This is a genomic window from Lonepinella sp. MS14435, from assembly GCF_042485795.1.
GTDB lineage: Bacteria > Pseudomonadota > Gammaproteobacteria > Enterobacterales > Pasteurellaceae > Lonepinella.
This window is the reverse complement of the sequence record NZ_CP169368.1, coordinates 2,006,839-2,026,583: the sequence shown is the minus strand read 5'-3', so window position 1 is coordinate 2,026,583 and position 19,745 is coordinate 2,006,839. Positions and strand designations below refer to the sequence as shown.

The window sequence follows — 19,745 nt, the reverse complement described above, 5'->3', positions numbered from 1 at the left end:
GTACTATTTTGGAATGTGGCAGTATCACCAAAGCTTCAGAGATGTTACATATTTCTCAGCCACCGTTATCGAAACGTTTGCAAGAATTAGAAGAAGAAATAGGTATTCAATTATTTATACGCCAAAATGGTAAATTACGCCCTACAGAAACAGGTTTGTTTTTATATAAACAAGCAGTGGAATTGCTTACTCACTTTACCCAAGTAGAGCAAAATATTTTGTATTTATCTCAGCAAAATAGACAATGTTTACAAATTGGCTTGACCCATTTATTTCAGAAGTATTTCACGCCATTAATTTTACAATGGCAAGCACGATCCCCCGATCTAAAAATTGATGTCATGGTGTCGGATTCTGATCATTTGGAATATTTGTTACAGCAGAGAATTATTGATATTGCGTTAATGCAAAAACCTGAAAATATGCAAGGATATGATTATATTGCCTGTCCTAGCACTGCATTAGCCGCGGTTGTGCATAATGATTTAGTTTCTCCAGCTGATCAGCTACATTTAGCGGATTTATCTAAATTGCCGTTGATTTTGCTTAAACGTAGTGGTGGTCGAGGTACTGTGGCTGTGTTGTTAGATAAGTTGCGTAAGAACGGTATTGAACCCAAAGTATTAATGCAAGTTTCACAACCAAGTGTAACCATAGATTGGATTGAGTCAGGAATAAGAGCAGCCGCTTTACTACCCATTTCAGAAGTGAAAAACCTAAAATTATCGAATTGTCATATTTTACCCGTGACCCCAGATCCACAGCTTTTCTTTCCTTGTGTAGTGAGATTATCGACCACGCCAATGCCACCTATATTAGCTGAAATTCTTGCCGATGGTTATCAACCTTAATCTGTTCTTTTCCAGTAAGTTTTTTGAGCAAAAAGCAATTTATTACTGGTAAATTTGAGTTCATCAAATGTGATATGCCAAATATCGGTATGTAATAATTTTGCCATAGTATGTTTTTCGGCATAATGAGCAAGAGCTATTTTATACTCATTAGGATCATCAATTAGCCTAGCATGTGCGGTAAATTGAATACCTTGGATTTCTCGTATGGTTTCGGGCTGCCCTGCGATAGTACCCACAATCTTGGCTTGTTGTAACATCATTCTACCGTGTTTAGTTTGTTGGCTGGTCATAACCCAAAGTGCGGTGTTTTTTTCATCAAAAACATAAAAACAGCTTGCCGCCCACAACTCATTATTGAACATTGTAGTTAAACTAACAACATGATGCGTTTGCAGAAAATCAATGATAGATTGCGGAATCTGAGTCATCATAAATCCTTAGTAAAGAAAAAAGCCACGATTATTATATTAATCAATAGTGGCTTTCATTCAATTTAATTTGCAATATATGTTGCCCATAAATGAGATATTGGCATGACTAAAATTAACCCTGGTAACATATTTGCTACAGGGAAAGATTTTATTCCCATAATACGAAAACCCGTTGCTAACATAATTAATCCGCCACAAGCAGCAAAGTCAGCACGCATTTCTGGTGTTGTTAACGGTACGATTAATGTTGCCAAGAAGAATAATGTCAACTGAATGGCTAATTGCGGTATAGCGATAGTTGAAACGGCATAGCCTAGCGTAATCGCAAAAATGCCCGCAGTAAAGAAGTCTAAAATGGTTTTGATGTATAAAATGGACGGATCGCCAGTCATACCTTCGTTCATTGAACCAAATACCCCCGTCCCACTGGCACAGAATAAGACCAAAATAGCCACAAATTTTTCTACAAATTCATCGGGGCTTAAACCTTGTACGGGCGGAAAGATTTTATCTACCACACCACGTAATTTACCAGCCCCTTTGTTAATGCCTTTTTCTAGGTATAACCATTCACCGATGGCTAAACCAAGCACGGAAGCAAGAACTACCGCAGCATAGTATTTTACGCCAGGGATTGCCATGATACCCAAACCAGCAGAAGTTAAACCAAATAATGGATTTAAACTGGCTCGTACACGTTCAGGTAATTTCACTCCCATAAAAGCTCCGAGTAAACCGCCTAACAAGACGGCAGAGCCATTCACAAATGGACCAATTGGCATTGTCATAAGATACTCCTTAAGAATTTAATTGATTATTCATCCATTTCACTTTTACCTTGTTCACCCCAGCGTGGCATCGAAATATGTATATCGAATAAATCCAATGCTCGGGCAACGCTATGTTTTAAAATATCATCAACCGATTGTGGTTTGTTATAAAACGCTGGCACAGGGGGGAAAACAATAGCACCCATTTCCGTAACTTTACGCATATTATCAATATGGGCGAGATTTAACGGTGTTTCTCGAGCCATTAACACTAAACGACGGCGATCTTTTAAGGTGACATCTGCTGCTCTGGTCAATAGGTTATCGCTCATACCATGAGCAATCGCTGCAAGTGAACGCATAGAACAAGGAACAACCAACATTCCGATGGTTTTAAAAGAACCACTGGAAATACTTGCTCCCAGATTTTGAATGGGATGTACCACATCCGCTAACGCACTGATTTCTTCCGCTGAATAATCAGTTTCAAGACGGCGAGTCATTTCTGCCCCCTTGGAAATCACCAAGTGCGTTTCAATATCTTCGATTTTCTGTAACATTTGCAAAGCACAATAACCATATTGAAAGCCACTTGCTCCGCTAATTCCAATCACAATACGGCGTTTACTCATTATTTTTCCCTTCGGTAAAATTAAAAATAGCCTAATTTCCGATCCTATTGATGAAAATTAGGCTGTTGATTATTTAGCTTTCAAAATCAGGCAAAAAGCGTTTTACATCCACTTCTTTAAATTTACAGCGTTGGAAATGGTCTTTTAAGTGGAATGGTACCGTACAGTCAAAAATGGTTTTGCACGATGTTCCAGCTTGGAACAATTTATAGCTATAATCTGGTGATTGTGACGGATCTAATGGGTGACAGCGGACACCTGAAATGGTGACGGTATCAATATCCCCTTGATAACGGGTTTGCATTGCCCATAACACATCATCAGTGTCAAAAATATCGACATCCTCATCAACGACGATAACGTGTTTTAATTCAGGAAATGCAGAAAAAGCCAACAAACCAGCCTGACGTTGACGACCTTCGTCCACGGCGGCTGATTTTTTGAATTGCATGACTGCTAACAATTTACCGCCACCTGAAGTGTGAGCGAATACATTAAGCAAACGACCTGGCATCGCACGTTCTACCATATCTAAAATAGAGGCTTCGGTTGGAATACCCGCCATATTAACGTGTTCTTGACCTGGTCCCACTGTAGTACGTAAAATTGGATTATGCCGAGTGGTGACTGCTTTCACTTTAATAATCGGTAAGGCAGGTTTTGCATCTCCCGTATAACCTGGGAATTCGGGCATCGCTTTACCTGTATTGCTGTTTTGGTCTTCACGCACTCGTATATCTGGTAATAATTCACCTTCAATCACCACTTCCGCATGAGCAATAGCACGTTCATTAATGGAGATACATTTTGTCATTTCAACTGCTTTACCACGTAATCCACCTGCAATCGCTAATTCATCATAGCCTAAAGGTGTTGTTGGCGGTTCAAAGCAAGCTGCCACTTCAATCGCAGGATCTACCCCAATACTAATAGAAATAGGTAATGGTTTGCCCGCAGCTTCCGCTTTTTGACGGAACGCATCAATATGGCGACCTGGCGTTAACCACATCGATAATTCATCTTTACTTTGCACACATAAACGGTGAATAGTAATATCGGATTCACCTGTATCAGGATCAGAAGCATAGCATAAACCCATGGTAAAATAAGGACCTGCATCTTCAATGGTATTGGTCGGTGCTGGCAAAAGCGTGCGTAAATCAAAATCAGGATCGCTCGCTAAATGCACCACCTCTTGACAGGCAGGTTTTACATTTGAGTTTAAAGTTACTGGTGGAATAGCGTGTTTAACGGATTCTCTCAATAGAAAGCCTAAACGTTCAGGCGGACAACCTAAAAAATATCCGATACGTTTACGAGAACCGTTTAAGCCAATGGCAACACGTATATTCGGATAGCCTTTTACTTTATTAAATACCATTGCAGGTCCATTAGTTTTTGTCGGACGTGGTGTTGTGCCACCAGCTCCCACATAACGATAAACACCTGAAAGTTCAGCAATAGGATCAACTTCAACATCAGTTGAGACTAATTCATTCGGGAGAGTTTCTAATAATGCTAAAGCAGAGCGTAAATCATACACTGCTGGTTTTGTGGTTTGTTCAGCCATAATTATCCTCACTTATGTCAATTAATATATAATGAGTATAAATGGCTGAATCTTATTTGCCTAATACCGTTTAGGTATCCGTTCTATACCAAAAGAAATCGCTATTATGCTTAGGGTATGTGGACATTTATATTTTCCAATGTTATCGCTTAAAAAATACTACAGACCCTAGGCTAATTGGATTGTGATAATGGTTTTTTCGAGTTCTTCTCTTGTTCCAATAGTAATCCGAATACAATTCTGCAATCCCAATGCTTTATGTTGATCACGCAAAATAATGCCTTGTTCCCAGAGAGTTTTAAAGATTTTTTCACTGTCTTGGAATTTCACTAATACATAATTTGCTTCTGTTTCAAAAATTTGTACCACGGTTGGGATTTTGCTTAATTGTTCAATTAACCACGCACGATTGTTTAGCACATCATTAACCCGTTCTTGCATTTGTGTAATACCTTGTGGTTGCAAGGCTTGAGCAGCAATATCCGATACTGGCACAGGCAATGGATAGGGGGCGATCACTTTTTGCAATATGCCGATTAATTCCGCATTGGCAAGGGTAAAACCACAACGTAATCCTGCCAACGCAAAGGCTTTGGAGAGCGTGCGGATAATGGCTAAATGCGGATAATTGGCTAATTCATTCACAAGGCTGGCTTGTGGACAAAACTCAATATAGGCTTCATCCACCACCACAATGGCTTTATTTCTGGTGATGTCGAGCAATTTGAGTAAATCCACACGGTTAACTAATGTACCTGTCGGGTTGTTCGGGCTACATACAAACACGACTTTTACCCCATCAAGATTTCGCTCAATTTCGGCTAAATTCAGTTGAAAATCGGTAGTTAACGGGACAGTTTTTAACGCAATGCCACAAGTTTCTGCACTCACAGAATACATGCCATATGTCGGTGGGCAATATAAAACATGGTCGTCTGGTTCACAAAATGCCCGAATAATCAGCTCAATACTTTCATCCCCGCCACGGGTGACAATCACATTTTCAGGTTTCACACCAGCATAATTCGCATAACCATTAATCACGGCTTCTGGTTGTGGTTCGGGATAGCGGTTAAAAGTGCGGTGCAATAAATCAAAATTTGGTGAAGTAGGATATTCATTGGCATTCAGCCATACATCGCCCTTGCCACCTAAACGGCGAGCGGATTGATATGGCGTAAGTGCCTGTACATTTTTTCGCGAAAGTGGTGAAATTGTCATTGTTTGTTCCTGTTTATGGTTTGAACTAGCGAGTAATCCTCGTTAGTTGAATTTATTATTTTCATCAAAACGGTTTTGTTTTTTCAATTTTGCCAACCTTATACTCACCGCCTGTCTATGAGCTTCCAGCTGCTCTGCTTGTGCCATGAGTTCTACTGTATAAGCGAGATCTTTAAAGCCTTGTGGGGTGAGTTCTTGTACAGTCATACGTTTGCTAAAATCAGCCAGTCCCAAACTTGATGTGGTTTTGGTATAGCCATAGGTCGGTAAAACATGGTTGGTGCCACTGGCGTAGTCGCCCATGCTTTCGGGAGAATAAGCGCCTAAGAAAATCGATCCTGCATTGTCTAATTGAGGGAGCAAATCACGGGCATTTTCCACTTGCACCACTAAATGCTCGGGAGCATAATCATTACTGATTTCAATGGCTTGAGTAATGTTTTCCGCAATAAAGGTACGACTATGGCTTAACGCTTTGCGGGCGGTGTCGGCTCTTGGTAATTGGTTTAATTGACGCTCAATAGCAAGCGCAGTGTATTCTGCTTGAGTTTCGCTGTTGGTGACTAAAATCACTTGGCTGTCCGTACCATGTTCTGCCTGAGAAAGTAAATCGCTTGCCACAAATTCAGGATCAGCATTTTCATCGGCTAACACCAACACTTCCGATGGTCCTGCTTGCATATCAATGGCAGCCCCGTTGACAGTTTGGCTCACTTGGCGTTTGGCTTCAGTAACAAAACTGTTACCTGGTCCGAAAATTTTATCCACTTTGGCGACTGTTTCCGTACCAAATGCCATCGCCACAATGGCTTGTGCGCCACCTACCGCATAAATCGTTTCCACTCCGCAAAGATCCGCCGCATATAAAATCGCATCGGCAATCGGCGGTGGCGAACACAGCACGATTTTTTTACAGCCTGCGATTTTAGCAGGAATAGCCAGCATTAACACGGTGGAAAATAACGGAGCAGATCCCCCTGGAATATATAGCCCCACCCGATTAATCGGGCGTGTTACTACCTGACAACGCACCCCCGCTTGCGTTTCAATATCCACGGGTTGTGGAATTTGGGCTTGGTGAAAGCGTTCAATATTGGCTTTGGCGTTTTGAATGGCTTGTTTGAGTTCATCGGGCAAGCGAGCAGCGGCTTGCTCAATTTGCGATTTGGATACCGTTAAGCTGTCCAATTTCACCTTATCAAATTTTTCGCTAAGTTCAAATAGTGCCTTGTCGCCGTTTTGTAACACATTTTCACGAATTTCATTGACCGCCTGTTGGATATTGGCAGAAGAACTAATCGCTGGACGAGTGAGAGCCTGTTTTTTCTCATTTTCGGATAAATTTTTCCAAATTAAGGTTTGCATCATGATGTTTCTCCCTATGCCAACATTTTTTCAATCGGTAACACTAACACTGAGCTAGCACCAATTTCTTTCAGCTGTTCCATGGTTTCCCAAAACAGATTTTCTTGGCTCACCATGTGCATGGCGACTTTGCTGTTATCGTGAGCCAATGGCAGAATGGTCGGATTTTCCACACCGGGTAAAAGTGCGGTGATTTCTTCCAATTTATTTTTCGGGGCGTGCAACATAATATATTTGCTTTCCGCCGCCTGTTGTACCCCTTGAATGCGGGTTAATAATTTTTCCACCAGTGCTTGTTTTTCATCAGATAAGGGTTCGGCACGTTGAATTAGGCAAGCCTTTGATTTATAAATGATCTCCACTTCTTTTAAACCATTGGCTTCCAAGGTTGCCCCTGATGACACCAAATCACAAATGGCATTGGCTAAATTTGCGGTCGGGGCGACTTCTACTGAACCATTTAAAAAACAGTTTTTATAGGATACACCTTTGGCAGCCATATAGCGTTTCAGCAAATTCGGGTACGAAGTAGCAATACGTTTATTGTGCAAATCCTGCACGCCGTGATATTGCTCGTCACGATCCACTGCAATAGATAAACGGCAGCCACCAAAATCCAAGGTGCGGAGTTTTTTATATTCCACCGTTTCCCCTGCATTTTGACGACCCAGTTCTTCTTCTTCCAACACATTTTCGCCGATAATGCCCAGATCCACCACGCCGTCAAACACTAAACCCGGAATATCGTCATCACGCACGCGTAAAATATCAATCGGCATATTTTCCGAATAGGCAATCAAACGTTGTTCGTTCCAGTTGATTTTTACCCCACATTGTTTAAGCAACTCGTTACATTCTTTGCTTAAACGCCCTTTTTTTTGTAATGCAATGCGTAATCTTTTGCTATTTGACATTGTTATTTCCTTAGGTCAACAGACCCTATTAAACGTATAAAAAAACCTTTCGAAATTTGACTTCCGAAAGGTTTATATTGCTGATTCGCCGCACTTATTTTGCCACTTCGGAAGTTTTATCTTCCGAGTAGCACCATCCGCCCGAAAGATTAGGTTCGGTGATGGTGATGATGAAACGTAAAAGTGCGGTTGAAATTCATTGTGTTTTCCTAAAGTGGATTTTTGCTTACCTTTTAAAATACTGAAATCTACTTTATCTTGCAAGCGTTTTTTTGTTTATTTTTTCTTTTATTTGGGGGAATAATATTTTTCAAGGGTTTTTTGAACATAATCTTGTGCAAAATTGAGGTGTAATTTCGCCAAAATTGGGCGAATAGGGGCAATATCAATGGAATAATAAGATCCTTTCGGAATAGATTGATAAAGTGCGGTGATTTTTGTGATATTTTCTAACATAATGACAATATTTTGCACATTGATCATCTTATCCGTGGCAACATTAATGATCTGATTGGTAAATAAAGGATTGGCTAGGATTTCGTTTAAAATCGTGACCACGTCATCAATGTCAATTAAATTCCGATAACTTTCTTGCCATAGGATAAAAGGTTGCTGATGAATAATGGCTTGATAGAGGAAATTTATGATGGTTGGGCTAGTGGCATTACCCACGACTTGTGGTAAACGCACAATTAAGTATTGCTGGGCTAATCGTTGCACTTGCTGTTCCATATTCTGTTTATGTTGCACATAAGGCGAATTTTGTAGGGACGGATCGTAGAGGCTACAAGTGCTAAAATAAACTAATTTTTGGTCGGGATGGTGTAAAATCGTTTGCTCAAGTAATTGGCTTTCTCTGGCAAAGAAAGTGCGGTCTTTTTCTTGTGAGTTTGATACGCCACTGGCAAAAATAATATGCTTAGGATCTTCCGCATAGCCAGAAAATGCCTTTGCCATCATGCCATTACCGACAATCATGGGACTTTTCTCGCTTTCACGAACAGTAACACTGGGCGATGTTGTAAATCTTTAAATTCTGCTTGCCATTCAGGCTGATCGGCTAACATGGGTTCTGCCATTTGTTCAATTTGAAAGCCTGTTTCGATAAGCCCATTGATAATGGTTGCGGTGGTTCTATGATAGGTTTTAAAGGGTTGTTGAAACCAGCTTCGATCTCGCTCACCCTCATCTCGATAATAATTTAAACGATAGGCAACCTGTTCTTTTTGTTCATTTTTCTCCCAGCGTTCACCGCCTTGGTAAGCGGTGACGATAGGGTGTTCTTGGGAAAAAATAAGCCGACCATTGGGCTTTAATTTGCGATAAATCTGGCTTAATAGTTGGCGAAAATCTTGCACGTAATGAAAGGCAAAGGAACTGGTAATCACATCAAAATCGGTTTCTTTAAGGTCGGCTAAGTTTTCCATGGAAAGTTGATGCAAGGCAAAGCGTGACTTAGCAAAATGGGGTTCAGAAAAGTGCGGTGTAAAATCGGCAAGATTTTTTTCTGCCTGTTGTAACATTGCCAAAGACAGATCTATGCCAACCACAAAATCTGCTTTACGAGCTAAATATAACGCCAAATGTTCGCCCGTACCACAACCGAGATCCAGCAGCTTTTTGTCTGTTAAATCAGGCAATAAAGACAACATTGTGGGTTTCTCCACAATGTTGTTTAAACTGATTGGATTGGCACGAAGTTTTTGATAAAGCTCAAAAAAGTTTTCTTTATCGTAAACTGAAATGTGCATTAAAATTAGCCTTTAAAATCTGCAATCCAGCCAAATTGCATACCGAGTTGAGCCACGATATTTAAAATCGCAAATAGGAAAATAAAGTAAATCATAAAGTTACCACCGAATGCGGTGTATTTACTTTGACCAAATCGTTCACGGCTGGCTTTCGCTAATAAGGCTGGCACAATCCCTGCCCATACGGTGGCGGCTAAACCAGCATAACCGATAGCGATCACAAAGCCATAAGGGAATTGGAGGCTTAATAATAATGGCGGTAGGAACACTACTAATGCCGTTTTGGCACGCCCTAATCCGCTGTCGTCAAATTTAAACAAGTCAGCGATATAGTCAAATAAACCGAGCGTCACCCCTAAGAAAGAGCTGGCAATCGCCATATAAGCGAAGAAACGCAGAGCGAGAGCAATGTAATCGGTTTGCATATATTGATGTAACGCATCAAGTAATGCCGCAATGTCGCCACCTTTTGCAATCACAGGGGCAAATTCACTGCGAGGTAAATTGCCTTGCACCGCATATTGCCACAACACATAAATCACTAACGCCGTTGCGGTGCCTAACACTACGGATTTTACCACTTTAGCTGCGTTGCGATCATAGTATTTCACAAGGCTAGGTACATTTTGATGAAAGCCAAAGGACACTAAACACACAGGCAACGCCACCATAGCGTAAGGTAAATAAGCGGTATCCGCTGGGGCAAGTTGATCCAATAGAATTTCAGGTTTGGCGGAGGAAATTAAACTGGCGACAGACAGGAAAAACGCAATCGCCATACCTGCGATTAATACCGTACTAAAGCGATCCACGGCTTTGGTGGAGAACCAGACGAACAAAGCTAATACCACAGCAAAGATTAACGATCCCGAAGTTCGTCCAATTTCCACCGCACTTTGTTCGCTGCTTAACAGCTGATTAATAAAGCCTTCGGTAATACCACCGCCTGAGGTAATGTAGGCATAGGTTAAAATGTACATTACAAAGGCAAGGGATAAGCCATTGAGGACGTTCCAACCATTGCCGAGTAAGTCTTTGACAATGGTATTAAAACTTGAACCAGTAGGGTAGTGTAAATTGGCTTCTAATAACATTAAACCTGATGAAGTCATACAAAACCAAGTATAAAGCAAAATCAGCAATGAGCCAGTAAACCAAACACCAGCAGTGGAAATCGGGTTGGCGAGCATTCCTGCCCCGATGGTACCACCCGCAATAATCATAATACCGCCGAGTAAAGACGGTTGTTTTTGTGTTGTCATGAGATAATTCCTAGGGTTATTTTAAAATTGCACTATTATAGTAGTACAATAAAATAATTACAACCGTTGTTTTTCGCCACCAAATTCATCTAGTAAATGTTCAGTTAATTTTGCTAATTCACTAGTCATCAAAATAAAATCTGCATCAAAGCGTTGAGTGACATCTTCTTTTAGAATATCATCATTTTTCTCACGAATATTATCGGCGAATTTTAAGCGTTTAAGCGTGCCGTCATCGTTTAATACAAAGCTCAAATGATCTTCCCAGTCTAGCAATAATTTGGTGACAAATTTGCCACTTTGCAAATGAGAGAGCATTTCTTCACTTTCCAGCGATTGATTTTTATAACGAATAATGCCTTGATTATCTGAGGCTTTTAATTCTCCTTCTTCAAGTGCTGTGAAAAATGACGGTATTTTTTGTTTCACCAACCAATCGGTCATCACGATAGAGGGTTCATTGGCAAAAGCTAACGGCACCACAGGTAACGATCCTAACGATTTACGCAACAATGCCAACACATCTTCGGCTCGTTTATAAGAGGCTGCATTAACATAAATTAAATTGGTTTCGGTGTTAATCCAAATCGCCGTTTGCTGATGTTTACTAAAAGCTCGGGGCAACAACATCGCCACCACATCATCTTTCAATGCCTGTTTTTCCGTCTTTTTCAGTTTGCGATTTTCTTTTTCTTCCAACTGGCGAATACGTTCGTCTAACTCTTGCTTAATCACATGATTCGGCAAAATTTTATCTTCTTTATGTGCAACTAATAGAAGCTGTTTACCGTTGGAAAAATAGAGTAAATCAGTATTACGTAAGGGCTTTGCCCAGCCGAATTTACTGGTGTCTGACTGATTACAGGGATGATATTCGTTTTGTGAAAGGCAGTTTTGTAATAGGCTATCCGACCAATCAAGATTTTTGGTTAAACGATAAATAATGGCGTTTTTGAACCACATAGAATGTCCTTAAAAGATAAATTTATGAAATAATTTTATGTATTAGGTTGGAATACAATAGAACCACCTAAAGCGTGGGCATAACGTGTGATCGTTTCCAAGGTTGGACGCACCAGACCACGTTCAAGACGGCTGATATTTTGAGCTTTGATACCAGTACGTTTAGCAATTTCACCTTGTGAAAGATGTTGAGTTAAGCGGTATTGTCTTAATTCTGCAATCATTTTTTGTTGCACTTCACGTGCTTGGCGTAATTCGGCAAATTCAGGATTTTGCATTAATTCTTTTTCAAAGTCCGCAAGGGTGACAAATTCATAGGTTTCATTTTGCATGGAGTTGCTCCTTAATGGCTTTCATTCGTTGCTTGGCAAGATCTAAATCTTGCTTAGGTGTTTTTTGTGTTTTCTTATGTAATGCGTGGACGACATAGATTTGTTTGCCAATATGAAAAAAGAAAAAACTGCGTGAAATCCCTTCTTTTGAAGATGCTCGCAATTCTTTTAATCCATCGCCCATATCCCTGACATTCGGCTCTTTTAGTTGATTGCCTTGTAGTTCAAGCTGTTTAAGGGATTCAAAAGTCGATTCTCTTAATGTGGCTGGCATTTTGAGAATTTCTTTTTGAGCTTGTTTGATAAGGTGTAGGGTAAACATAATTGGCTTGTGTAATCTAATCTTTGGTGATTATGGTAACATATTTTTTGCTATAATCAAGAGTGATTATACAAGACGAGTTATTATCCCAATTCTTGCTATTTTTGATAATAAGGTGAAAGGGGTAATTCAGTCGTATTTTTTACAGTTTGTAGAATAATTTCTGTTTTTAGATTTTTAATACCTAATGACGTGGTTAGATATTGTTTTTGTAAACTATAAAATTCATCTAAATCATGGGTTTGGATTTTTAAAATAAAATCATAATCGCCTGCCATAAAATGACATTCGGTAATTTGTGGAATTAATCGCATTTCAAAGATAAAGCGTTCTTTTAATTTGAGATCTTCTTCAATGAATGAACCTAGAATATAGATAGTCACATTAAGGTTTAGTTTTTTCGGGTTAAGTAGGCACACATATTTATCAATGACACCACTTTGTTCAAGTAAATTTACCCGCCGTAAACAAGCAGAACTAGATAGACCAATGGTTTCAGCAAGTTCGTTATTTTGTTGTTTTCCATTTTGTTGCAGTGCTCTTAAAATGCGTAAATCAGTATTATCAAGAATTTTGGTTGGCATTTTAATTTTCCTTATCTATTTGTGACCTAGGTCATGATACAAGTCGCCTTATTTTTTGTAAATAAAAATAAATTAAGTAAAAGCAGTTACTTAGATAAGGTAACTGCTTTATCATTGTGCGTTAGGTCAAGCATATAATGAAACTTGAACCACTAATAAAATAGAACCTATCAGCAATAACATTCCAATCATCGGCATGACAAATCTGACCCATTTATTGAATGGAATATGCAGCATTTGTAATGTAACCAAGACCAATCCTGTCGGAGCTAAGAAGAGCATGGCGTATTGTCCCCAGTTGTAAGCGGATACCACTATATCGCGTGGGATACCGACAGCATCGGCAAGCGGAGCCATAATCGGCATAGATAATACAGCCAGACCTGAAGAAGACGGTACAAACAAACCCAAGAAGATAAATACCACTAATTGTGCCAAGATGAATATTGTCGGTGGCATACCTGCTACAAGGTTGGAAGCGTAGTTCAAAATCGTATCTGAAATCATGCCCTCGTCAAGCACTAAATTTACCCCGCGAGCCAAGCCGATAATCAAGGATACTGCCACTAAATCCGCTGCACCAGTCGTAAACGCATTAAGCACTTCATCTTCGGATAAACGGGACAGGAACATGATGATAATCGTGATTGCCAAGAAAGATGATGCCATTTGTGGGAACCACCAGCCGCCAAACATCACTCCCCATACCATAATAATAAAGGCAAGGCAGAATAGTGTCAGAATAATTTTGCGTTTCGTGTTGAATTCAAGTTCATTGTTATCGCCTTGATGAAAACTTAAATAATGCTGTTCAAATTCTTCCCGTTCTTCATAGCAATAGGAGAAAGTTGGATCCGCTTTGACTTTTTTACTGTACCAATAAAGATAAGTAATCACCGAAATACCGCCTAAAATCAGACCCAGTATGCGGAAACTGATACCTTCGGTAAATTGAATACCCGCCGCATTGGAGGCGATGACCACCGAGAACGGATTAATGGTAGAAAATGCAGTTCCCATTGATGAAGCCAAGAATATTGCACCTACACAGACGATTGCATCATAGCCCAATGCAATAAATACAGGGACGAGAATCGGATAGAATGCCACCGCTTCTTCCTCAATACCGCAGGTTGTGCCGCCGATAAGCATGAGTACGGAAACACTGAATACAATCAAAAATTCATTGCCTTTGGTTCGTTTAGCCAACGCAGTCAAACCTGCATTGAAAGAACCTGTGCGATTGATTACACCAATCATACCACCCAGTACGAAGATAAAAACCATCACATCTGCGGCTTCAATCGTCCCATTGACCATACTGAGGGTAATATCTTTTAACGTTTTGGGTTGTTGTTCAACCTGTCTGTATGTACCCGGAATAGCAATGGGTTTTCTAATTTTACCTTCAAGGAAATTAGTCAGTTTAATTTTTACATTAAGTTGCTCAAGCGATTCTTGTGTAGCTGGTAAAAATTGATCTTCTTGTTGATGCGATTTCACCACAAATTGTTGCGTTGTACTATTATAGGTTAGTTTTGAATATGAACCTGCGGGAACAATCCAAGTGAGTCCCACGGCAATAATTAATATGATAAAAAGTATGGTAAATGCGGTGGGAAATTTAAATTTTTTTGTACTACTCATAATAAACTCCTTATCAGAATAGAGGCTAATTAGCCTCTATTCTCAAGTGCGTAATTAGTAATAAGTGGTATGTTTGGTATTTTTGCTAATACGAGTACCAGCTGTACCTTTTACGATCTCAACAATGTCAGACAACGAACCAATCACAGCATCTTTGCCAGTGTGATTAACAAAGTTTATTGTCGCTTGCACTTTTGGTCCCATTGAACCTGAAGCAAACTGTAGTTTGCTGAGTTCATCGGGGTGAATTTGGGCAATCGCTTGTTGATCGGGTTTTCCCCAGTTAAGGAACACAGCAGAAACATCGGTTGCAATGATAAATAAATCCGCTTCAATATTTTCTGCCAGCAAAGCAGAACATAAATCTTTATCAATCACCGCTTCCACCCCATGTAGTGAGCCTTGCTCATCATAATAGGTTGGAATACCGCCACCACCGGCACAAATCACAATACTGCCTTTTTCTAATAACCATTTTACAGGGCGAATTTCAAAAATACGTTTTGGTAATGGACTTGGCACAACACGGCGATATTTATCGCCATCTTGAGCGATGGTCCAATTTTTTTCTTTTGCCAAACGTTCAGCCTCGTGTTTGGTATAAACAGGACCAATCGGTTTAGTCGGATGTTGGAACGCAGGATCATTTTTATCCACTTCCACTTGGGATAATATGGTGGCAAACGGCACCTCAAACGGTACTAAATTACCCAATTCCTGTTGAATCATATAACCAATCATCCCCACCGATTCCGCCCCTAACACATCAAGCGGATAAGTCGGCACGTCTTTATAAGCTGCCCCTTGTAAGGCAAGTAAACCCACTTGCGGACCGTTACCATGAGCGATGATTAATTCATTATGGGGATAGATTTTAGCAATCTGTTCACAAGCAATACGTACATTTTGCCGTTGGTTTTCTGCGGTCAACGGCTCTCCACGGCGTAATAACGCATTTCCCCCTAGAGCAATCACAATTCGCATATTTCCTCCTAAGCCAAGCTGGCAACCATCACAGCTTTAATGGTGTGCATACGGTTTTCCGCTTGTTCAAATGCCACATTCATTGGTGATTCAAATACCTCTTCAGTCACTTCAATACCATTGGCAAGTGCGGGGTATTTTTCGGCAATTTGTTTACCAACTTTTGTTTCGCTGTTATGGAATGCAGGCAAACAGTGCATAAATTTCACTTTAGGATTGCCAGAGCGTTTCATTAGTTCAGGCGTAACTTGATAAGGCATTAACAAATCAATTCGTTTACCCCAACTATCTAAAGGTTCACCCATTGATACCCACACATCGGTATGGACAAAATCTACCCCTTTCACGGCACGATCAATATCGTCTGTTACGGTAATTCTTGCTCCACTTTGTTGGGCAAATTTTTCGCACATAGCCACTAGTTCTGCTTCAGGCAAGAGTTCTTTCGGACCACAAATACGCACGTCCATACCTAATTTTGCCCCAATTAACAACAGAGAATTTCCCATATTATTACGTGCATCACCGATATAAACATAGCTAATTTGATTTAATGGTTTGTCACAATGTTCAATCATGGTCAACACATCAGCGAGCATTTGGGTTGGGTGAAATTCATCGGTTAGTCCGTTAAAGACTGGCACTCCCGCATATTCAGCCAATTCATTAACAATGCTTTGTTTGAAACCACGATATTCAATCGCATCATACATACGCCCCAATACCCGAGCGGTGTCTTTCATGCTTTCTTTGTGTCCGATTTGGGAAGAATTTGGATCGATATAAGTAACATTTGCCCCTTGATCATAAGCAGCGACTTCAAAGGCACAACGTGTACGTGTTGATGTTTTTTCAAAAATTAATGCAATATTTTTACCTTTCAGCTTTTGTTGTTCAGTGCCTGCGTATTTCGCCCGTTTTAAATCACGAGAAAGATCAAGCAAATAACGAATTTCACGTTCAGAATGATTAACAAGACTGAGTAAGTGTCTGTTTTTGATATTAAAAGCCATAATATTTCTCCTATAGATAAGTGATATAATTCAAAAGTATCTACTTTTGATTTCAATTTTATTGTAAAGCGTAATAAATTAAATTTGCTGCAATTTTAGCAAAACTATTGTAAAGATTTGCAATAAAATAAGAGAAAAAATGAAATATTTCGCATTTTATGCGAGAAATAAAATAAACGAGAAAATTCTTTTTTGTTTGATTATAATCTTATCTATCATCACGAACGAAAAGGAAAAACAATGCAACAAAAATCTATTTGTTTTATCGGTGGCGGCAATATGGCACAAGCTATAGTGTTTGGTTTATTGAAAACTGGCTATCCTGCTAACTTGATTACGGTGTGTGATCCCAATGAAGATAAACGAGCATTATTTGCGGAAAGAAAGGTGTCCGTTGCTACGGATAATCAAACCGCAGTTAGACAGAGTGAGGTGATAGTATTAGCCGTCAAGCCACAGGTAGCAAGTGAGGTTTGTGCGGCATTAAGTGCGGTGGATTTTTCTGAAAAATTAGTGATTTCCATTATGGCAGCCATTTCTATAAAAAAAATCACCGCACTTTTACCAACGGCTCAACATATTGTGCGAGTCATGCCAAATACACCAGCGTTGGTATCACAAGGCATGTCAGGTTTATTTGCTCGGGTCAATGTGGCTATTGAATTTAAACAATTCGCCGAAAGCCTATTGCAAGCAGTAGGGAAAACTTGCTGGGTGGAAGATGAAAACGATATGCACAGCGTTACAGCGGCATCAGGTTCAAGCCCAGCCTATTTTTTCTTGTTTATGGAAGCCATGCAGCAAGCGTTGCTAAAAATGGGATTAAGTGCATCACAAGCTCGTTTATTAGTGCAACAATCAGCTTTAGGTACCGCTAACATGGTGGTGGAAAATCCAACGGTTGAATTAGCCACTCTACGGCAAAATGTAACCTCAAAAGGTGGAACAACGGCGGCAGCGTTAAATGCGTTTAACGAAAAACAATTAGCACAGATTGTAGAACAAGCTATGCAAGCCTGCGTTGAGCGGTCGAAAGAGATGGAAAGATTGTTTTAGATGATAGCTTAGTTATATAATGCAAGAGTATGATGAAATAAAACATGGAGCAGAATATGAATATAAATTTTCCCCCACAAGTCGAGCAATTAATTGTTTCTCAAGCAAATCTTATGGGCATAAGTACGAATGCTCTGATGGAAAAGATTGTCGTTGAGCATTTTCAACCTAAACCAGTTACATTGTGTGATTTAGCAATGGATTATCATGGCGTTGATGTTGGTGATATAGAACTAGATATGCCTAAAAATCATCAGGTAAATAAGCAACGTTATGAGATTTTTGATTAATGTATTTGCTCGATAGTAATGTTATTTCAGAAGTTCGTAAAATTAAAATAGGAAAAGCGAACAAAGGGGTTGTTGATTGGCTTAGTGATAAGCCGTTTGAACAGCTTTATACCTGTGAAATCGTGATAATGGAATTAATGCGTGGTATTCAACTAAAACGTTGCAAGGATCCCGTTCAAGCCCAATATTTACAGGACTGGTTTGATAATTTTGTGATGCCAAGTTTTTCTGGACGGATTTTAACGATCAATACAAAAGTGAGTTTGATTTGTGCGACCTTTCATGTTCCTAATCCACGCCCTGAAAATGATACTTGGATTGCCGCAATCAGCAAATTGTATGATTTAACATTGGTAACTCGAAATATTAAGGATTTTCAAGGGTTACCAACTAAACTTCTTAACCCTTTTAGTTAGATAAATTGCCCTCTCCTTTGGGGAGAGGGCTAAAGTGAAAAGATGATAGATTACTGCCGATAATTTTCCAAAAACCGTGCAAATTTCCCTAAGGCATCTTCTAAGGTAGAAACATGTGGAAGTGTTACAATGCGGAAATGATCTGGTGCATGCCAGTTGAAACCACGACCGTGTACCAACAATACTTTTTCTTGACGCAATAAATCTAACACCATTTTCTCATCGTCATAAATATTGAATTTTTTAATGTCGATTTTCGGGAACATATACATGGCACCATTCGGTTTCACACAACTTACCCTTGGAATTTGGGTAATCAATTCGTAAGCACGGTTGCGTTGTTCCAATAAACGTCCACCCGGTAAAATATATTCATTAATGCTTTGATAACCGCCGAGAGCGGTTTGAATCGCATGTTGCATTGGATGATTGGCACATAAACGCATAGAAGCCAGCATATCCAAGCCTTCAATGTAACCTTTAGCATGATTTTTTGGACCATTTAAAATCATCCAACCTTGACGGAAACCTGCCACTCGATAGGCTTTAGATAAGCCGTTAAAGGTAATGGTTAATAAATCTGGTGCAAGGGCGGCAATGTGATGATGAACCGCATTGTCATATAAAATTTTGTCGTAAATTTCATCGGCGAAAATGATTAAGCCGTGTTGACGAGCGATTTCCACGATTTGTTCAAGCACTTCTTTACTATATACTGCACCCGTTGGGTTGTTTGGATTAATTACCACGATAGCTTTGGTGCGAGATGTAATTTTGCTTTTAATATCTTCTAAATCAGGGAACCAATCAGAGGATTCATCACACATATAATGCACCGCTTTACCGCCTGCCAACGTGGCTGCTGCTGTCCAAAGTGGATAATCAGGCATTGGAATTAACACTTCATCGCCATTATTTAACAAGGCTTGCAATGACATGGTAATCAGCTCAGACACACCATTGCCGATATAGACATCATTGACCGTTGCACCTAAGATATTTTTCGATTGATAATATTGCACAATGGCTTTACGAGCAGAGTAAATTCCTTTGGAATCACAATAACCTTGGGCGGATGGAAGATTGCGTAAAATATCCACTAACACTTCATCAGGTGCTTCAAAGCCAAAAGGTGCTGGGTTGCCAATATTCAGTTTTAAGATTTTATTGCCTTCTTCTTCTAAACGAAGTGCTTCTTTGTGTACAGGACCACGAATGTCATAACACACATTTTCTAATTTATCGGATTTTGGGAAAAATTCCATATTATGTCCTTAAACAGGTAAAAATTAACAGAAAGTTCACCGCACTTTACGCCTATTTACGACAGAATAAAAGATTTACTAAAAAATTTTTTTTATTTGCGGT

22 protein-coding genes and 1 other annotated feature are annotated in these 19,745 nt (G+C 39.7%); of the genes, 4 read left to right on the top strand and 18 right to left on the bottom strand.

The genetic code is table 11. The features are described 5' to 3' along the window. The first annotated feature begins 41 nt into the window (after positions 1 to 41). On the top strand, positions 42 to 851 hold the full coding sequence (locus tag O1Q80_RS09590) for a LysR substrate-binding domain-containing protein (RefSeq protein ID WP_386694730.1): 810 nt from the start codon (positions 42 to 44) through the stop codon (positions 849 to 851). On the opposite strand, the gene O1Q80_RS09585 is transcribed toward O1Q80_RS09590, so the two are convergent. The 17 genes from O1Q80_RS09585 to O1Q80_RS09505 all read right to left on the bottom strand — a co-directional run bounded on the left by O1Q80_RS09585 (position 848) and on the right by O1Q80_RS09505 (position 16,615). Continuing rightward, positions 848 to 1,282, bottom strand: a complete 435-nt coding sequence (locus tag O1Q80_RS09585) for a hypothetical protein (protein WP_386694728.1) — start codon at positions 1,280 to 1,282, stop codon at positions 848 to 850. The two genes, O1Q80_RS09590 and O1Q80_RS09585, sit on opposite strands and share 4 nt — an antisense overlap. 65 nt (positions 1,283 to 1,347) lie before the next feature. Continuing rightward, positions 1,348 to 2,067, bottom strand: a complete 720-nt coding sequence (locus tag O1Q80_RS09580) for a DUF554 domain-containing protein (protein WP_386696187.1) — start codon at positions 2,065 to 2,067, stop codon at positions 1,348 to 1,350. A 32-nt stretch (positions 2,068 to 2,099) separates the two neighbouring features. Beyond that, complete coding sequence (locus O1Q80_RS09575) at positions 2,100 to 2,687, bottom strand: UbiX family flavin prenyltransferase (protein WP_386694726.1); 588 nt, start codon at positions 2,685 to 2,687, stop codon at positions 2,100 to 2,102. Positions 2,688 to 2,760: 73 nt separating this feature from the next. Continuing rightward, the gene (locus O1Q80_RS09570; protein ID WP_386687320.1) at positions 2,761 to 4,257 is read right to left on the bottom strand and encodes a UbiD family decarboxylase; all 1,497 of its coding nucleotides are present in this window, start codon (positions 4,255 to 4,257) and stop codon (positions 2,761 to 2,763) included. A 168-nt stretch (positions 4,258 to 4,425) separates the two neighbouring features. Continuing rightward, entirely contained in the window at positions 4,426 to 5,478 is a 1,053-nt protein-coding gene (gene hisC / locus O1Q80_RS09565) for a histidinol-phosphate transaminase (RefSeq protein ID WP_386694724.1), read from the bottom strand. A gap of 42 nt (positions 5,479 to 5,520) precedes the next feature. After that, positions 5,521 to 6,843, bottom strand: a complete 1,323-nt coding sequence (gene hisD / locus O1Q80_RS09560) for a histidinol dehydrogenase (protein WP_386696186.1) — start codon at positions 6,841 to 6,843, stop codon at positions 5,521 to 5,523. A gap of 14 nt (positions 6,844 to 6,857) precedes the next feature. Beyond that, positions 6,858 to 7,757, bottom strand: a complete 900-nt coding sequence (hisG, locus tag O1Q80_RS09555) for an ATP phosphoribosyltransferase (RefSeq protein WP_386694722.1) — start codon at positions 7,755 to 7,757, stop codon at positions 6,858 to 6,860. 37 nt (positions 7,758 to 7,794) lie between these two features. After that, positions 7,795 to 7,931 (bottom strand) — a sequence feature (His leader region). A gap of 114 nt (positions 7,932 to 8,045) precedes the next feature. After that, positions 8,046 to 8,735 carry an NAD-dependent epimerase/dehydratase family protein gene (locus O1Q80_RS09550; RefSeq protein ID WP_386694720.1) on the bottom strand — a complete coding sequence of 230 codons (690 nt, stop codon included), beginning with the start codon at positions 8,733 to 8,735 and terminating at the stop codon, positions 8,046 to 8,048. Then, positions 8,732 to 9,508 (bottom strand): class I SAM-dependent methyltransferase, encoded by a 777-nt coding sequence (locus O1Q80_RS09545; RefSeq protein WP_386694718.1) that lies wholly within the window; start codon positions 9,506 to 9,508, stop codon positions 8,732 to 8,734. Before O1Q80_RS09545 ends, O1Q80_RS09550 begins: the two co-directional genes overlap by 4 nt. Positions 9,509 to 9,513: 5 nt before the next feature. Next, a complete protein-coding gene (locus O1Q80_RS09540; RefSeq protein ID WP_386694716.1) occupies positions 9,514 to 10,770 on the bottom strand; it encodes an aromatic amino acid transporter in 1,257 nt (418 codons plus the stop codon). Between the two features lie 57 nt (positions 10,771 to 10,827). Beyond that, complete coding sequence (gene rdgC, locus O1Q80_RS09535; protein ID WP_386694714.1) at positions 10,828 to 11,733, bottom strand: recombination-associated protein RdgC; 906 nt, start codon at positions 11,731 to 11,733, stop codon at positions 10,828 to 10,830. A gap of 35 nt (positions 11,734 to 11,768) precedes the next feature. Further along, entirely contained in the window at positions 11,769 to 12,065 is a 297-nt protein-coding gene (locus O1Q80_RS09530; RefSeq protein WP_386694712.1) for a helix-turn-helix domain-containing protein, read from the bottom strand. Beyond that, positions 12,055 to 12,387: a type II toxin-antitoxin system RelE/ParE family toxin gene (locus tag O1Q80_RS09525; protein ID WP_386694710.1), complete on the bottom strand. Its 333-nt coding sequence runs from the start codon at positions 12,385 to 12,387 to the stop codon at positions 12,055 to 12,057. Before O1Q80_RS09525 ends, O1Q80_RS09530 begins: the two co-directional genes overlap by 11 nt. A gap of 98 nt (positions 12,388 to 12,485) precedes the next feature. Further along, positions 12,486 to 12,971 (bottom strand): Lrp/AsnC family transcriptional regulator, encoded by a 486-nt coding sequence (locus O1Q80_RS09520; protein ID WP_386694708.1) that lies wholly within the window; start codon positions 12,969 to 12,971, stop codon positions 12,486 to 12,488. Positions 12,972 to 13,097: 126 nt separating this feature from the next. Beyond that, complete coding sequence (locus O1Q80_RS09515; RefSeq protein WP_386694706.1) at positions 13,098 to 14,618, bottom strand: YfcC family protein; 1,521 nt, start codon at positions 14,616 to 14,618, stop codon at positions 13,098 to 13,100. 54 nt (positions 14,619 to 14,672) lie between these two features. Then, on the bottom strand, positions 14,673 to 15,602 hold the full coding sequence (arcC, locus tag O1Q80_RS09510; protein WP_386687302.1) for a carbamate kinase: 930 nt from the start codon (positions 15,600 to 15,602) through the stop codon (positions 14,673 to 14,675). A gap of 8 nt (positions 15,603 to 15,610) precedes the next feature. Beyond that, positions 15,611 to 16,615: an ornithine carbamoyltransferase gene (locus O1Q80_RS09505; protein ID WP_386687300.1), complete on the bottom strand. Its 1,005-nt coding sequence runs from the start codon at positions 16,613 to 16,615 to the stop codon at positions 15,611 to 15,613. Positions 16,616 to 16,855: 240 nt separating this feature from the next. On the opposite strand from O1Q80_RS09505, the gene proC reads away from it, so the two are divergent. Genes proC through O1Q80_RS09490 form a run of 3 tightly spaced genes read left to right on the top strand, consistent with a single transcriptional unit; the run spans position 16,856 to position 18,377 of the window. Continuing rightward, positions 16,856 to 17,671 (top strand): pyrroline-5-carboxylate reductase, encoded by an 816-nt coding sequence (gene proC / locus O1Q80_RS09500; protein ID WP_386694704.1) that lies wholly within the window; start codon positions 16,856 to 16,858, stop codon positions 17,669 to 17,671. A 56-nt stretch (positions 17,672 to 17,727) separates the two neighbouring features. Beyond that, positions 17,728 to 17,961, top strand: a complete 234-nt coding sequence (locus O1Q80_RS09495) for a hypothetical protein (protein ID WP_386694702.1) — start codon at positions 17,728 to 17,730, stop codon at positions 17,959 to 17,961. Further along, the gene (locus O1Q80_RS09490) at positions 17,961 to 18,377 is read left to right on the top strand and encodes a type II toxin-antitoxin system VapC family toxin (RefSeq protein ID WP_386694700.1); all 417 of its coding nucleotides are present in this window, start codon (positions 17,961 to 17,963) and stop codon (positions 18,375 to 18,377) included. The genes O1Q80_RS09495 and O1Q80_RS09490 overlap by 1 nt, the downstream gene beginning before the upstream one ends. A 50-nt stretch (positions 18,378 to 18,427) precedes the next feature. Here O1Q80_RS09490 and O1Q80_RS09485 read toward each other — a convergent pair whose 3' ends face one another. Then, a complete protein-coding gene (locus tag O1Q80_RS09485; RefSeq protein ID WP_386694699.1) occupies positions 18,428 to 19,642 on the bottom strand; it encodes a pyridoxal phosphate-dependent aminotransferase in 1,215 nt (404 codons plus the stop codon). Between the last annotated feature and the right edge of the window lie 103 nt (positions 19,643 to 19,745).

Bases quoted from the DNA above. Each gene is read 5' to 3' on its own strand.
- O1Q80_RS09550 (WP_386694720.1), bottom strand. From the start codon at position 8,735: ATGATTGTCGGTAATGGCATGATGGCAAAGGCATTTTCTGGCTATGCG.
- O1Q80_RS09525 (WP_386694710.1), bottom strand. From the start codon at position 12,387: ATGTTTACCCTACACCTTATCAAACAAGCTCAAAAAGAAATTCTCAAA.
- O1Q80_RS09570 (WP_386687320.1), bottom strand. From the start codon at position 4,257: ATGGCTGAACAAACCACAAAACCAGCAGTGTATGATTTACGCTCTGCT.
- proC (WP_386694704.1), top strand. From the start codon at position 16,856: ATGCAACAAAAATCTATTTGTTTTATCGGTGGCGGCAATATGGCACAA.
- O1Q80_RS09495 (WP_386694702.1), top strand. From the start codon at position 17,728: ATGAATATAAATTTTCCCCCACAAGTCGAGCAATTAATTGTTTCTCAA.
- O1Q80_RS09585 (WP_386694728.1), bottom strand. From the start codon at position 1,282: ATGACTCAGATTCCGCAATCTATCATTGATTTTCTGCAAACGCATCAT.
- hisD (WP_386696186.1), bottom strand. From the start codon at position 6,843: ATGCAAACCTTAATTTGGAAAAATTTATCCGAAAATGAGAAAAAACAG.
- hisC (WP_386694724.1), bottom strand. From the start codon at position 5,478: ATGACAATTTCACCACTTTCGCGAAAAAATGTACAGGCACTTACGCCA.
- O1Q80_RS09520 (WP_386694708.1), bottom strand. From the start codon at position 12,971: ATGCCAACCAAAATTCTTGATAATACTGATTTACGCATTTTAAGAGCA.
- O1Q80_RS09545 (WP_386694718.1), bottom strand. From the start codon at position 9,508: ATGCACATTTCAGTTTACGATAAAGAAAACTTTTTTGAGCTTTATCAA.
- O1Q80_RS09490 (WP_386694700.1), top strand. From the start codon at position 17,961: ATGTATTTGCTCGATAGTAATGTTATTTCAGAAGTTCGTAAAATTAAA.
- O1Q80_RS09485 (WP_386694699.1), bottom strand. From the start codon at position 19,642: ATGGAATTTTTCCCAAAATCCGATAAATTAGAAAATGTGTGTTATGAC.
- arcC (WP_386687302.1), bottom strand. From the start codon at position 15,602: ATGCGAATTGTGATTGCTCTAGGGGGAAATGCGTTATTACGCCGTGGA.
- O1Q80_RS09540 (WP_386694716.1), bottom strand. From the start codon at position 10,770: ATGACAACACAAAAACAACCGTCTTTACTCGGCGGTATTATGATTATT.
- O1Q80_RS09590 (WP_386694730.1), top strand. From the start codon at position 42: ATGTTACATATTTCTCAGCCACCGTTATCGAAACGTTTGCAAGAATTA.
- O1Q80_RS09530 (WP_386694712.1), bottom strand. From the start codon at position 12,065: ATGCAAAATGAAACCTATGAATTTGTCACCCTTGCGGACTTTGAAAAA.
- O1Q80_RS09505 (WP_386687300.1), bottom strand. From the start codon at position 16,615: ATGGCTTTTAATATCAAAAACAGACACTTACTCAGTCTTGTTAATCAT.
- O1Q80_RS09515 (WP_386694706.1), bottom strand. From the start codon at position 14,618: ATGAGTAGTACAAAAAAATTTAAATTTCCCACCGCATTTACCATACTT.
- O1Q80_RS09575 (WP_386694726.1), bottom strand. From the start codon at position 2,687: ATGAGTAAACGCCGTATTGTGATTGGAATTAGCGGAGCAAGTGGCTTT.
- O1Q80_RS09580 (WP_386696187.1), bottom strand. From the start codon at position 2,067: ATGCCAATTGGTCCATTTGTGAATGGCTCTGCCGTCTTGTTAGGCGGT.
- hisG (WP_386694722.1), bottom strand. From the start codon at position 7,757: ATGTCAAATAGCAAAAGATTACGCATTGCATTACAAAAAAAAGGGCGT.
- rdgC (WP_386694714.1), bottom strand. From the start codon at position 11,733: ATGTGGTTCAAAAACGCCATTATTTATCGTTTAACCAAAAATCTTGAT.